Below are 12,261 nucleotides of genomic sequence, written 5' to 3' on the forward strand. Positions count from 1 at the left end.
CGACGCTCTTCAGGCGTCTGCTCTACCACTGAGCTACCACGGCAGGTAAAAAGATAATAGCAAACTTCCTGCAGATTTCAATTCTTGGTGCGCGGTGAGGGATTCGAACCCCCGACCTTTGCTGTGTAAAAGCACTGCTCTACCACTGAGCTAACCGCGCATTGTCCCATCATTCTACACATTTCTATAAAAAAATAAACCCCGCCCACAACTGCCATCATGGCAGTTGTGGGTTGGGGTTTTGGCGCTTATGCGGCTGTGCCAGTCGCTCCTCCCGTTTGACGGGAGGTCACTGCCAGACGTCTCCTAGCGCGGCGAGCCTGCTCTTGAGCTTGGCGCCCCGTCAGCACGGAAAAACCAAAATGCTCCGCAAGATGAATCGCCTCGAGGCGTCGCGTTCGATGCTCCTCGTAGTGACTTGGATCCTGCGTCAGCTTGAGGCTGAGCGCTGTGATCACGGTCTTGATCCGCGCGATAACCTCCGCGCGACCAGTGTGAGGTGAGGTACCAAAGACTTCTTCGAATCTCTTTGCCGCAGCAGCCTGAGCTGCCGCCTCCTTACTGCGGGTCTGCTCCTTGCGAGAGCGAAACCTCTGCAGCACAGAGATGAGAAGAAATGCTAAGCCGAAGGCACCGGCAACTTTAACGAGTGTAATAGTGTACATCAGCCTTCCCTCCTTGGGTAAATGAAGAACGAATTTCCTGAAAAAATAATATCAAATAGGGATGATTTCGTCAAGTGCCCTGTTGGAAAACCCTTGTGTCCTCGGCAGGAATCGAACCTGCACCATCTCCTTCGGAGGGAGATATTCTATCCATTGAACTACGAGGACATCTTTTTTATGTGTGACGATCAGCGACCACCGAGGCGCCGTACGAATAGGGCTTGATAACGGGCACAAACCCAAACCCACGCACCATGCCGGCGATACCATCGATAAATGACTTAGTGGGACCGCCCATCCCCATGTCGAGGTGGATACAGCGAACCTCGAGCCGCTCTTCCCAAAAAACTTCGTCGCCAATCACTTCGCGCACGGTACTACGAATCTCCTGCGCAAGCGTGATTGAAAGAAATGCTTCCTTCCAGATGCGATCGCGCATCCCATGAAACTCTTGATTGTTACGCGTCCAAAAGTAAATGGCGCCGTTGCCCACCTTGCGTACTACGATCGCCGTGACAAACGCGGCACTCCCACTCTCTGCCGCCTCCGAATCGCTCCCCACGACAACCTCGTAGGTCGCATCGGGGTTGAGTGCGATTTTATCACGAATGCGCATTACAACCTCACGAAGAGAAAGTGGCTCTCCCGCCTCCGAACGAAATAGTTGCTTTGTATTGTTAGATAAGGTTTCCTTGGACATATGCTTCTCTCTCTCGTGGTTTAATATCAGACCATCTGACCGGTATGCGTATACGCCCCCGATCACGCGTATCGCCGAGTACAAATCCGCGCTCGCGCCCAAACTCGTAGAGGTCACGGGTAAGCGTAACATCTTTTAGACAATATTCCTTTACCTTGTCTTTTAAACCGTCGCGCCACCACCAAATCGCATCGAGCCCGTAGCCGATTTTTCCCGCGCCGAGTGTTGCTCGCGAGAGGTTATCCAAAGAAAGTCGGAAGCCAGCTGACTTCTCAATATCCTCCATAAGATCGAGTACATGGAGCTTTTGCAAATCAATACCGACATGTGGCTGTAATACCGGCAAGTCAAAGTGATTGATATTAAATCCGATAAGAAGCCCCGAGTCTCGCAGTAGTGGTTCGAGCTCGCCAAACTCGTGCTTCTCATAGGCATACGCGCGCTTGGTGTTGTACGCATAGGTACCCACCACCGTCACGCCGAGCATTTGCATATTCTGCTTTCCGCCAACCTCTTTGAATTCCTTCTCTGTCTCTATATCAAGAACTATCGTTTCCATATGTGTATGTATCTATTTCTATCATGCGGGGTGTTCGAGCGTCAAAACGCTGATATACTATCACTATGAATCAAGATGTACTCTTGCTCGCCGTGGTAGTCATCGGACTCATCGCAGTTGCACACTTTACCACGCTCGGTGGTGGCATCTCGGGCAGTGTTATCACACCTCTGGACCCGAAAGCTGAATTTGGTGTCATCCGTATGCAAGAATCGGTATTACGAGCGCCCCGCAATGGTGGTGGAGCTCCACCGATAGTAGTACCGCCTCCCGCACCATTGCAAGATATATTTGCACGCTCATTTTCTCTCTCAACACGCAACGCAAAATCACGAAATATCAACGAAGAATATGTAGAAATAATATACGCGCCAGCAAAAAATGCCGCCCCCGTCGATATTAGCGATTGGGTGATTGGTGATAGCAAGGGTGAATCATACAAACTGGGAGGAATCTCGAATCTACCCGGCATCTCCTCGCTATATAACCAAGATCGCCTTATACTCCGTAACCCTGCGCGAGTTCATATTGTTACCGGCCGTAGTCCCTTGGGTGAAAACTTTCGTCTCAATAAATGCGCGTCCTATCTCTCTCAATATAAAACATTTACCCCGAGCATACCGGGATCGTGCCCCTCACCTTCACGAGAACCTGGGCAAGACGGCTTGAGTGATACCTGCTACCAATATGTTAAAACCTTGTCGGCATGTCGCATACCGACCAACATCCCGTTTTTTCTTGATAACACCTGCCGAGAATTTATCATGCGTACTGCAAGCTATGATGCGTGCGTGAAAAACCATAAAAGTGATTCAGATTTCTATGGTGATGAGTATTGGGTCTACCTCAACCGCCCCGAACATATCTGGTCGGATGTGCGCGATTCAGTGATACTCAAAGACGCGCGCGGATCGATCATCAAATCTATCTCGTATCAGTAAGACCGTAAACTGCAATCCCAACCGCAACACTCACATTGAGTGATTCTTTTGCGCCACGCATAGGAATGACAATACTTGCATCGGTTTTTTCTAGTAATAGGCCTGACAACCCTCTTACCTCATTGCCAGCGACAAGTGCTAGCGGAAACCGCGGGCGAAACTTACGATAATCAATCGCGCCTTCATGTTGTTCGAGTGCTACGATATAAAAATCTTCTTTCTTGAGTTCAGCGATGAGACGCGAGATATCTACTCTATGTTCCCATGCAACCGAGTTTTCTGCACCAAGCGCCGTCTTTGTGATTTCTTTACGCACTCTCCCCATTTCATCGACCGGGCTTGGCGTATAGCCGGTCATGTAAACCTTGCTGATACCTGCGCCGTCAGCGGTACGCAATACGGAGCCTACATTGTGTAGGCTCCGTACATTGTGCAGTACTACGACAATCTCTTGAGTCAAATTTATTTGATCTCGTAGGTAAGATTAACTGACGCTATGATTTCATTTTCGCCTGGCTGGATACTTGGTGCAGGCACCGCCATACTCTTCTCCATCATATCGCCACCCATACCCATGGCGCGACCATAATAGACGGGCATACCACCATTCTCAGAAAAACCGGTGAGTTTACCAAGACGCACACCGAGATTGCCGGCAAGTGTCTTTGCCTCCGCGCGCGCTTTCGTAATAGCAGCTTCGCGTGCCTCTGCCTTCAATCTTTCTACCACCTCATCGTCAACCGTAAATTGCAACTGACCAATCTGGTTTACACCTGCCTGGGTGGCACCCGTGGTGATCTTGCCGATATCATCGAGCTTACGCACTTTGACGGCAACCGTCTCCTCAATCACAAACTTTTTGGTACCTTTGCGCGGAGGACAAATAACACTTGCTCCATCAGTGCTTACGCATGGACGATAATCATACTCTTCGGAGGGATAAATAGTATATGAGGTCGTCTTAATGTCACGATCTTCGATACCACTCTTCTTGAGAAACGCGATGAGTGCCTCTGATTTTTTTGCCTCAGCGTTACGCGCCACCTCGAGTGAAGCGTTCTCTTCATGAATCGTAAAAGAGATAAGACCGATACCAGGTCTTACTACCCGCTTTTCCTCAGCAGATACTGAGATGGTGCGTGATGGATAATCAGTCTGATGGTAGGTACCCTTAGCCGCAACCAACAAAAAAATCGCGAGCGTGGCGAGTACTACGATAATAAGCCATCGCATGAGCCCGCCAGAAGACGAACTGATGGATACCTTAAACCCTTCTTTTTCTTGTTCCATAAAGTGTTATTAAATAGTAATCAATAAAGATGACCCTTGTCCTTATTCTAACGGGCGACAGGCAATTTTGCTACGCTTGACCCGGCAACAAAGAATAGGTATCGTAGCTGGGAACTCGTACCGAAAGGAGAATTCGTGGCAAAGAAAAAGGGTGATACGGGTCGTGGATCGTATTGCTCGGTCTGCGGTCTCAAACGCAGAGGCCGGCATCGCTCGCAAGAAGATTGCCGAAAGGCAGTCGAGGTATACCACAAGACGCGCCGCCGGCGAGCCAGTAATAGCTTCGCTCGCTACGGTCATACGGCGCCACAAGAATACCGGGGCAACTTCGTTGCCCGTGCCATCGCCCAGGATCGTGAACGACTCCAGCGCCAACTCGAGGAAGACCGTAAGAAATGGAGCATATGGTAATGCTCCCTTCACCGCCACACAGCCGTACCCATATTGGTACGGCTTATTTTTTATTTATGATTTACCGAGGATGTTGCGAGCGATAACGCGATCATCCCACGGAATCTTCTTGCCACCAGAAAGCGCCATCAGAGGCTCTGCGCCCTTACCAGTGACAACAATGGTATCGCCGCCACTCGCCTTTTGTATAGCCATCTCGATAGCTTTCTTACGATCAAGCTCGATTATCGGCTTATGAGTAGTAATACCCTTTGAAACTTCATCGATGATTATCTTTGGGTCTTCGTCATACGGATCTTCATCGGTCAAAATAATTTCATCACAAAACTGATCGGCAATCTTACCTAACTCGGGACGCTTCCATTTGTCGCGCCCACCACCAGCCGCCCCCAGCACACACACGAAGCGCTTTGCTTGCGGTTTGAGCGTCTCATACACTTTGGTAAGCGCATCGGGTGTATGCGCATAATCAACCACCACCGCAAATGGCGCACGAGAAATATATTCGAGTCGCCCCGGTACGCCTAAAACCTTACTCACGCCCTGACGCGTTGATTCGGGTGGAATATGGTGAGCGGATGCGACCGCAATCGCACACAAAATATTTTCCAGATTAAACTCACCTTCGAGCGCTGATTCAAAATGCGTCTTGTCGATTGTAAAAGAAATACCATGTTCAAACAGCACTTCGGAGGGCGAGACTGCGTGGAGCGAACTCTCGAGCAGGCGCGCATCTCGCGCGTATTCCCATACCTCTGCATGGGGAGCTGCATCAATAAACCTTTTTGCGTCTTTCATCGCCGCGTTGACTATAATATGTTTTTTCTTTTTCCACGAACTGTTGAGTGATCGGAAAATCTTGAGCTTTGCTTCGCGATATTGTTCAAATCCACCATGCGACTCGATATGCTCGGGTGTAAGATTGGTAATCGCAACCGTATCAAACGCAATATGCGCGTGGCGAAATTGCCGAGCACCTTCACTCGTCGTCTCAAGAATCACGATATCGCAACCCTTTGCTTTAGCATCAAATAAAAACTTTTGTACAAAAAAGCGCCCCGGCATCGTCATCTTTTTATCGTTTACTACCTCATCGCTACCAATACGAAACCTCAGTGAAGATGCCGACGCCGTTTTATGCCCCGCCTCTTCAAAGATGTGGTGCAAAATCTCTACTGTGGTTGATTTACCATTGGTACCCGTGACACCAATAACGGTAAGCTTGCGTGATGGAAACTGGTACCAGAGGGCAGCCGTGAGCGCCACGCACCAGTGATACGCAAGCATAATTGCCTGAGGGATTAGTTTTCTCATGCCCTCCCCTTACCGAGCATTCGTAATGCTTCTTTTATTTTTTGATCAACGCTTTCGAGATCGCGTGGAAGCTTATGGAGTGCGTCCCTCGCTTCGCGCACATTATAACCAAGCGATACGAGTGCATCGAGCGCGTCAGATTCTTCAGATGAGATGGTCACGCCGTCAGCACCACCAAGTTTATCTTTGAGCTCAAGCATTATTTTTTCGGCCGTCTTACGGCCAATACCCGAAATTTTTGTCAGATATACCGTCTCGCCTGACGCAATCGCCCGCCGGAGCGAATCGAGCGGCGCTACCGAGAGTACGCCGAGAGCCGAGCGCGGACCGATACCCGAGATACCGATGAGCATCTCAAACATCTCGAGCTCTGACATGGTGGCAAAACCGTAGAGCTCGAGCGCTGTCTCGCGCACCACCAAGTGTGTAAAAAGCTCGACGGGCTCACCTTTTTTGGGAAGCGTCTTTGCAGTCTCGAGTGATACCGAAACTTTATAGCCAACACCGCCCACATTGATGATGAGGTGCTTGGTACCACGAAACGCCAGAATGCCTGAGAGATGTGCTATCATAATCGTGTTTTAATCGTATGTCATTTCGCCTCGTCTCACAATTCCAACCATCGGGAGATCAGCCTCAAGCGATTGAGCAACTTTCGCGTGGACTTAAAGACAACAAACACTATCAAACACTTTTGGGAGTTACGGGTTCGGGTAAGACTTTTACGATGGCAAATATTATCGCCAACACCGGCAGGCCTGCGCTTATCTTGAGTCATAATAAAACTCTTGCCGCACAACTGTACGAAGAGTTCAAAGAGTTCTTTCCTGACAGCGCCGTACACTACTTCGTCAGCTACTACGACTACTATCAGCCCGAGGCATACATGCCAAATACTGATACCTATATAGAAAAGGATGCAAAAATCAATCAGTTTATCGACGAACTTCGTCACGCAGCAACACAGGCCGCGCTCACGCGCAAAGATTTGATTATCGTCGCCTCCGTATCAGCCATCTACGGCATTGGCGCACCGGAAGCGTATTTGAATTTTTCATTTACCATGCGCCGAGGCGAGCGTATGAGTCTCAAGGCGCTCTCGGCAAAACTTGCCGAGCTTCAATATATACGCAATGACATTGAGCGCAAACCGGGCACCTGGTCACGCAAAGGTGATTCGGTGGTCATCGCACTTCCATCAGGTGACCGGGTAGTACGCATCAACTTTTTTGGCGATGAGGTAGAAGAAGTCTTGGAAGGTCCGCTCGCGTTTGACACACAACTTGTATCTCAATCAGAAATTCGCATCTTCCCCGCCAAACACTTTATGACGCCTGAAGATGATATCAAACGGGCGGCGACTGCGATAGAAAAAGAGCTCGCTGAGCGAACGGGCGAGCTTGAAGAAAATGGGAAAGAGCTGGAAGCAGAACGATTGCGCAGGCGCGTACGCTATGATCTCCAAATGCTGCGCGAGACTGGCTACACATTGGGTATTGAAAACTACTCGCGGCATTTGGCAAACCGCGCGCCCGGAGAACCCCCCACCACCATGATTGACTATATGCCTGAAGGGTTTATCACCTTCGTCGACGAATCGCATATGACACTCCCCCAGATCCGAGGTATGCAGGCAGGTGACCGCGCACGCAAAACTACGCTCGTTGATTTTGGCTTTCGCCTGCCATCGGCACTCGACAATCGCCCACTTACTTTCGATGAATTCAAGAAAAAAATAGGACAGACTATTTTTGTATCCGCCACACCGAGTGCCTATGAAATTGCGCACGGCAATATCGTTGAACAACTCGTCCGTCCGACAGGGCTTCTCGATCCCACGGTCGAGGTACGCCCCGCCGGTAAACAAATCGCCGATACCGAAAAAGAAATAGTTATACGCGCAAAGAGAAAAGAACGCTCCTTGGTGATAGCGCTCACCAAAAAAATGGCCGAAGACATAGCCGAATATTTGGGTGAACGCGATCTCAAAATCGCATGGCTTCATTCGGAGGTAAAAACAATCGAGCGCTATGAGATTTTGCAACAATTGCGCCGAGGCGATGTTGATGCAGTGGTAGGCATCAACTTGCTTCGTGAAGGGCTTGATCTCCCCGAAGTATCGCTCATTTGTATCTTGGACGCGGACAAAGAAGGTTTTTTGCGCAACATCACCTCATTTATCCAAATAATGGGCCGCGCCTCGCGTCACCCACAGGGTCATGTTATTTTATATGCAGATAAAATGACCGACTCGATGCGCAACGCAATAGCCGAGACTACGCGCCGGCGTGCATATCAAGAAGCGTACAACAAAGCGCATGGCATCACACCGACCGCGCTCATTAAAGAAATACGCAAACCACTTTTTGCGGGCAAGAAAAAAATAGTCAAAGACGATATGCTCGCCATGTTTGGTAAAGACAAGCGATCGGTATCCGAGCTCAAAAAAGAAGTGGAGATGGAAATGCTTGAGGAGGCTGCACGCCTCAACTTTGAGCGCGCTGCCGAACTCCGCGATATTTTAAAAAATCTCTAACTGTACATAAAAAATGGAGTTGTTCTGCCGAACAACTCCCGATACTCTACGCCTGTGCTCTGTGCGGCGGAGCTTACCTCTCTTCTTCACGCTTACGGAACTCCGCATTCATGCGATTGAGAGATTTGCTCAACTCTTTGAGCTCGTTGGCAAAACCCTCAGCGACGAAACCAGCTTTGTTGTCTCCGAACTGTGCTCGCAGTGCCAACAGTGCGGCAACGCGCGCCCGAAGCTCTTTGCGCCTCTCGACATCTTCGATCGATACCATCTACCCCTCCACAAAGAATGGGACCCTACCTAGCAAAAGACTACCGACAAACACAAAAAGAGGCAAGTGCTCTCGCCTTCTTTTTAGTAGCTAGCATTGAGCTGCTGCCAACTCTCTATACCTTTTGGGCGAATTGCTTCTGACCCGACTTTGCACAGAGGACATTTTTCCGGTACCCAGATCGGCATTGAGTGGTTAATAAGCGAAATAATTTTCCTTCCATCAACCTCATTAAATCCCGACCTGTTTACTAAAACAGCTGTGTACGGCAAAACGGAACCGCCAGCTACCTCTACAGCTTGCGCGGTCAGACGAATACTACCGCCCGTATTGAGCACATCTTCGACGAGAAGAACTTTTTCTCCTAAACCTACTTTGGTATCAGTAAACACCATCGTCTTATGCTCGCCCTCCCCCGCTTTTGCAGGAGATGCCCACGCGCATAGGCGCCCTCGCTTTATAGTGACTTCTGTGGCTATACTTTCTGCCAGTCGCGTAGCGCCCGTCTGGGGACCAACAACGCGATCAATATCGTTGATATCAAATGACGAATCCTGTAAAAGTTGGTCAACCAAATCTCGTGAAGCTTCGCCGAGTAATGTCGCATCCTCGGTCACGAGTTTACTATTAAAATATCCTCCTGAATGTTTGCCCGATGTTAGTAGCGCATGAGGCCTTCGCGGATTGCTGTCATGAAGCCAAAATGCCTGCTTTTCCTGATATTTTTTAATCCAATCACCAACCATATTGTTTTTTAGTGTAACAGATATGCGGTGTCTTGACTCAAAAGAAGAAAACGGGTACTCTGGAGTCCATGCCGAATACAGCATCAGCAACCAAGGCTTTACGCCAATCAGAACGCCGTCGCATACTCAATGTGCGCCGCAAGCGTTCACTTCGTGATGTTCTCAAACAATTTGAGAAAGCCGTCCTTGCCAAAAATAAGGCTGAAGCTATCAAGCTTTTCCCTGCGGTACAAAAGGCACTCGATAAGACCTCAAAATCAGGATTGATAAAGAAAAACAACTCCGCGCGTAGAAAGTCCCGCCTATCGGCACAAATCAAAAAACTCGGCTAGCGAGTAGGAGTGAGTAGAAATTGAAGAAACCTTGTCTCCAAGGTTTCTTTTTTTCGCATATCGCTCATCTCAAGAAGCTGGAGATAGGCCTCTTCAATCTGACCGCGTGAGAAATTATGTGTTTGTGCCCTTGCCTTCCCCAATACAAATGGCTTCATATCCCCCGTGTTTCCTGATGCTACGCGCACCAAATTTTTGATATGCCACATAAAGGGGCGCATTATATCTTCTAGCTTAACCCCTGAGCGCACGCACCGCTCAAATAAAAGTGCGGCGCGAGCACGCTCCCCCGAACCCCACAGGTCACCAAGCAAAAATAAATCATTTTTGGTTGGGGCAGAAGTATCGCCCTCCAAGACTCCTCCTCCCAAGAGAGCTTTTTCGAGCTCGCGCGAAAAGCGTTCGGGCGCATTGGTATACAAGAGCCAGAGTGACTCTTTGGTAGCGACATCCACCGTCGTACCAACTTCTTTCGCTTGCCCATCAATGTACGCGGAAAAATTCTGGCGAGTAAAATCGGTAAATTCTTCTTTTTTATTTGCGTATTTTTCTATATCGTTAAAAATCTTATTTTTTATAGGCACGCCCTCCTCCCAAAAAACTATAACCGAATCATCCTCAGTCCAGCGCACAAGATGAGATTTGAGTGCATCACGCATATCGACATCCAACATGCTCGCATGTTGGATGATATAAAAATCTTTGGAATCAAAGAGCGATCCCGAGCCAATCAGCGTAAGGCGCTCGCCACCCGCCTCGTCGGTACAATCAATCATCTCCCAGGCGGGGCCCGCTTCGCGCCTAAATCGTACGGCAAAACGCTCCAACATCCCACGAGATGCGGTAGTGTTCGAACCGTACAAAAGGTAGATCATTTTCCTATGTAGTTTGCCTCGAGAACTTTTTTGATCGTCTCTACGATTTCTTGCGGAGTGTGATGTGCCTTGATCATAAATTCAGATGCACCTAACTTCATTGCTTTATCAACATCATCGCGTGAACCAAGGTTTGAAATGATGATAACGGGAATGGACGCGTAGTCGTGTTGAGCCTTGAGCTCAGTAAGAATCTCAAAACCGCCCTTACCGGGCAAAACCAAATCAAGTAAAATAATGTGTGGCTGATCTTTGTGTACTGCGGCAAACGCCTCATCGGCATTGATTGCCTCGGTGACCGTAAACCCCTCGTGTTTTATTTTTTCTACCAGCAACCCGCGTAAAAATTTATCATCTTCTACGACAAGTATTTTCATCTCGCCTCGTTTGAGCATTGATGATATAGGTACCGATTGATCGCCTGATGTCATGGAGCTAGACTAGCATATTAGAGTGCGGCTACAAAGGGTCCGGCAGGTGGATTGACGGGACTCTTGGGTGATGATGCACGCGGGATACGGATAAGAAATGTCGTACCCCTGCCTTCTTCTGAATGAAATGAAATATCGCCGCCGTGTGCGGTAATAATATTTTTTGTGATAAATAAGCCGAGACCCGTGCCCTCTGTCTCCATATGCATAACATTGGAACCTCGATAAAAGCGAGTAAACATGCGTGGTTGATCTTCTTTTGAGATACCGATACCCGTATCACTTATCTTGATGATCGCAAAAGTGCCATCAGACTCAAAGCGCACCGATACCGTGCCGCCCGCTGCTGTGTAGCGAATAGCATTTTCGATAATGTTGCCGATGGCGATAGAAAGACGGTCGGGATCGGCGTTAAGGATGACGAGATCATCCGAAGCTTTGCTAAGCGTAAGAATAATATTTTTTACTTTTGCTAAAATCATCTTCTCATCGACAATCTTTTTGATAAACGCGACAATATTCATCTCTTCAAACTTATACCCAAACTTCCCCTCTTCAATGCGGGCGGCATCCAACAAATTATGTACAAGCCGTATCATCGACTCATTTGCGATCGTTCCCTTCTCGACCGCCTCGCGCTGATTTTTGGTGACCTTACCAAAATCTCCATCAACTATGCCCTGATATACCCATTTTTGGATTGAAAGTGGCGTACGCAGTTGGTGAGCAGCGATTGAGATAAATTCTGATTTAAGCTTTGAGATTTCTTCTTGACGATCTTTTGCTTCTTGAATATGCTCGGCCATTTCATTAAAAAAAATGCCGAGCACACCAACCTCGTCTTTACGCGAGACACTGATATGTACTTTGAAATTACCAGCGCCGATGCGTTTGACAGCTTCGGTCAAGACAGAAAGCGGGCGCGCGATATGCCGCGTCACCATGATGGCAGCAAAAGTAGCGATGATACATACAAAAAGAAAAATAAGAACAAATTGGATGCTGATCGTCTCGATCAGTGCTGACGCATCACTAGGCGCGAGTACCGCACGAATGCGCGACTGGTAGGTGGCCGCGAAAAAGAGTGAAGCAATCGCCATCGGAAAAATACCGAGCGCGAGCAAGGTGAAAAAAAATCGAAAGAACAGTGAGTGCCGAATCTTGAGATTCATACGAATATCCTTAGTATATCC

At 48.5% G+C, this 12,261-nt stretch carries 16 protein-coding genes and 2 tRNA genes; 4 read left to right on the forward strand and 14 right to left on the reverse strand.

The window, feature by feature from the left end:
* Nucleotides 1-85: 85 nt before the first annotated feature.
* From AAB417_01670 to AAB417_01690, 5 genes are all read right to left on the reverse strand, one after another.
* A tRNA-Val gene (locus AAB417_01670) sits at nucleotides 86-160 on the reverse strand.
* An 88-nt stretch (nucleotides 161-248) separates the two neighbouring features.
* Entirely contained in the window at nucleotides 249-665 is a 417-nt protein-coding gene (locus AAB417_01675) for a hypothetical protein (protein ID MEK7630715.1), read from the reverse strand.
* A gap of 96 nt (nucleotides 666-761) precedes the next feature.
* Nucleotides 762-833, reverse strand: a tRNA-Arg gene (locus AAB417_01680).
* A gap of 7 nt (nucleotides 834-840) precedes the next feature.
* Nucleotides 841-1,365: a ribonuclease H-like YkuK family protein gene (locus tag AAB417_01685; protein MEK7630716.1), complete on the reverse strand. Its 525-nt coding sequence runs from the start codon at nucleotides 1,363-1,365 to the stop codon at nucleotides 841-843.
* Nucleotides 1,343-1,924: a ribonuclease H-like domain-containing protein gene (locus AAB417_01690; protein MEK7630717.1), complete on the reverse strand. Its 582-nt coding sequence runs from the start codon at nucleotides 1,922-1,924 to the stop codon at nucleotides 1,343-1,345. The genes AAB417_01685 and AAB417_01690 overlap by 23 nt, the downstream gene beginning before the upstream one ends.
* 65 nt (nucleotides 1,925-1,989) lie before the next feature.
* On the opposite strand from AAB417_01690, the gene AAB417_01695 reads away from it, so the two are divergent.
* The gene (locus AAB417_01695) at nucleotides 1,990-2,865 is read left to right on the forward strand and encodes a hypothetical protein (GenBank protein ID MEK7630718.1); all 876 of its coding nucleotides are present in this window, start codon (nucleotides 1,990-1,992) and stop codon (nucleotides 2,863-2,865) included.
* Here the strand turns inward: AAB417_01695 and AAB417_01700 are convergent.
* Entirely contained in the window at nucleotides 2,849-3,325 is a 477-nt protein-coding gene (locus AAB417_01700; GenBank protein MEK7630719.1) for a TrmH family RNA methyltransferase, read from the reverse strand. The genes AAB417_01695 and AAB417_01700 overlap by 17 nt on opposite strands.
* 2 nt (nucleotides 3,326-3,327) lie before the next feature.
* Nucleotides 3,328-4,155 carry an SIMPL domain-containing protein gene (locus AAB417_01705; protein MEK7630720.1) on the reverse strand — a complete coding sequence of 276 codons (828 nt, stop codon included), beginning with the start codon at nucleotides 4,153-4,155 and terminating at the stop codon, nucleotides 3,328-3,330.
* 135 nt (nucleotides 4,156-4,290) lie between these two features.
* Between AAB417_01705 and AAB417_01710 the strand changes: the two genes are divergently transcribed.
* The gene (locus tag AAB417_01710) at nucleotides 4,291-4,566 is read left to right on the forward strand and encodes a hypothetical protein (protein MEK7630721.1); all 276 of its coding nucleotides are present in this window, start codon (nucleotides 4,291-4,293) and stop codon (nucleotides 4,564-4,566) included.
* A gap of 54 nt (nucleotides 4,567-4,620) precedes the next feature.
* Here AAB417_01710 and AAB417_01715 read toward each other — a convergent pair whose 3' ends face one another.
* Together AAB417_01715 and ruvA are read right to left on the reverse strand one after the other, a co-directional pair.
* On the reverse strand, nucleotides 4,621-5,880 hold the full coding sequence (locus tag AAB417_01715) for a UDP-N-acetylmuramoyl-L-alanyl-D-glutamate--2,6-diaminopimelate ligase (GenBank protein MEK7630722.1): 1,260 nt from the start codon (nucleotides 5,878-5,880) through the stop codon (nucleotides 4,621-4,623).
* Nucleotides 5,877-6,452, reverse strand: coding sequence for a Holliday junction branch migration protein RuvA (ruvA, locus tag AAB417_01720; GenBank protein MEK7630723.1), 576 nt, complete (start codon nucleotides 6,450-6,452; stop codon nucleotides 5,877-5,879). Before ruvA ends, AAB417_01715 begins: the two co-directional genes overlap by 4 nt.
* 17 nt (nucleotides 6,453-6,469) lie before the next feature.
* Here ruvA and uvrB point away from each other — a divergent pair, with 17 nt between their 5' ends.
* Nucleotides 6,470-8,416 (forward strand): excinuclease ABC subunit UvrB, encoded by a 1,947-nt coding sequence (gene uvrB / locus AAB417_01725; protein ID MEK7630724.1) that lies wholly within the window; start codon nucleotides 6,470-6,472, stop codon nucleotides 8,414-8,416.
* Between the two features lie 73 nt (nucleotides 8,417-8,489).
* Here uvrB and AAB417_01730 read toward each other — a convergent pair whose 3' ends face one another.
* A complete protein-coding gene (locus AAB417_01730; GenBank protein MEK7630725.1) occupies nucleotides 8,490-8,684 on the reverse strand; it encodes a hypothetical protein in 195 nt (64 codons plus the stop codon).
* 83 nt (nucleotides 8,685-8,767) lie between these two features.
* Nucleotides 8,768-9,430 carry a phosphoribosyltransferase family protein gene (locus AAB417_01735; protein MEK7630726.1) on the reverse strand — a complete coding sequence of 221 codons (663 nt, stop codon included), beginning with the start codon at nucleotides 9,428-9,430 and terminating at the stop codon, nucleotides 8,768-8,770.
* Nucleotides 9,431-9,498: 68 nt separating this feature from the next.
* Here AAB417_01735 and rpsT point away from each other — a divergent pair, with 68 nt between their 5' ends.
* On the forward strand, nucleotides 9,499-9,762 hold the full coding sequence (rpsT, locus tag AAB417_01740; GenBank protein ID MEK7630727.1) for a 30S ribosomal protein S20: 264 nt from the start codon (nucleotides 9,499-9,501) through the stop codon (nucleotides 9,760-9,762).
* On the opposite strand, the gene AAB417_01745 is transcribed toward rpsT, so the two are convergent.
* The 3 genes from AAB417_01745 to AAB417_01755 are packed head-to-tail and all read right to left on the reverse strand — an operon-like array spanning nucleotide 9,759 to nucleotide 12,240.
* Nucleotides 9,759-10,637: a hypothetical protein gene (locus AAB417_01745; protein ID MEK7630728.1), complete on the reverse strand. Its 879-nt coding sequence runs from the start codon at nucleotides 10,635-10,637 to the stop codon at nucleotides 9,759-9,761. The genes rpsT and AAB417_01745 overlap by 4 nt on opposite strands.
* Nucleotides 10,634-11,068 carry a response regulator gene (locus tag AAB417_01750; GenBank protein ID MEK7630729.1) on the reverse strand — a complete coding sequence of 145 codons (435 nt, stop codon included), beginning with the start codon at nucleotides 11,066-11,068 and terminating at the stop codon, nucleotides 10,634-10,636. Before AAB417_01750 ends, AAB417_01745 begins: the two co-directional genes overlap by 4 nt.
* Before the next feature lie 17 nt (nucleotides 11,069-11,085).
* Nucleotides 11,086-12,240 (reverse strand): HAMP domain-containing sensor histidine kinase, encoded by a 1,155-nt coding sequence (locus AAB417_01755; GenBank protein MEK7630730.1) that lies wholly within the window; start codon nucleotides 12,238-12,240, stop codon nucleotides 11,086-11,088.
* Nucleotides 12,241-12,261: the final 21 nt, after the last annotated feature.

The organism is Patescibacteria group bacterium, assembly GCA_038064855.1.
Taxonomy (GTDB): Bacteria; Patescibacteriota; Minisyncoccia; order Ryanbacterales; family GWA2-47-10b; genus SICQ01.

Bases quoted from the DNA above. Each gene is read 5' to 3' on its own strand.
- AAB417_01675 (MEK7630715.1), bottom strand. From the start codon at position 665: ATGTACACTATTACACTCGTTAAAGTTGCCGGTGCCTTCGGCTTAGCA.
- AAB417_01685 (MEK7630716.1), bottom strand. From the start codon at position 1,365: ATGTCCAAGGAAACCTTATCTAACAATACAAAGCAACTATTTCGTTCG.
- AAB417_01690 (MEK7630717.1), bottom strand. From the start codon at position 1,924: ATGGAAACGATAGTTCTTGATATAGAGACAGAGAAGGAATTCAAAGAG.
- AAB417_01695 (MEK7630718.1), top strand. From the start codon at position 1,990: ATGAATCAAGATGTACTCTTGCTCGCCGTGGTAGTCATCGGACTCATC.
- AAB417_01705 (MEK7630720.1), bottom strand. From the start codon at position 4,155: ATGGAACAAGAAAAAGAAGGGTTTAAGGTATCCATCAGTTCGTCTTCT.
- AAB417_01715 (MEK7630722.1), bottom strand. From the start codon at position 5,880: ATGAGAAAACTAATCCCTCAGGCAATTATGCTTGCGTATCACTGGTGC.
- ruvA (MEK7630723.1), bottom strand. From the start codon at position 6,452: ATGATAGCACATCTCTCAGGCATTCTGGCGTTTCGTGGTACCAAGCAC.
- uvrB (MEK7630724.1), top strand. From the start codon at position 6,470: ATGTCATTTCGCCTCGTCTCACAATTCCAACCATCGGGAGATCAGCCT.
- AAB417_01730 (MEK7630725.1), bottom strand. From the start codon at position 8,684: ATGGTATCGATCGAAGATGTCGAGAGGCGCAAAGAGCTTCGGGCGCGC.
- AAB417_01735 (MEK7630726.1), bottom strand. From the start codon at position 9,430: ATGGTTGGTGATTGGATTAAAAAATATCAGGAAAAGCAGGCATTTTGG.
- rpsT (MEK7630727.1), top strand. From the start codon at position 9,499: ATGCCGAATACAGCATCAGCAACCAAGGCTTTACGCCAATCAGAACGC.
- AAB417_01745 (MEK7630728.1), bottom strand. From the start codon at position 10,637: ATGATCTACCTTTTGTACGGTTCGAACACTACCGCATCTCGTGGGATG.
- AAB417_01750 (MEK7630729.1), bottom strand. From the start codon at position 11,068: ATGACATCAGGCGATCAATCGGTACCTATATCATCAATGCTCAAACGA.
- AAB417_01755 (MEK7630730.1), bottom strand. From the start codon at position 12,240: ATGAATCTCAAGATTCGGCACTCACTGTTCTTTCGATTTTTTTTCACC.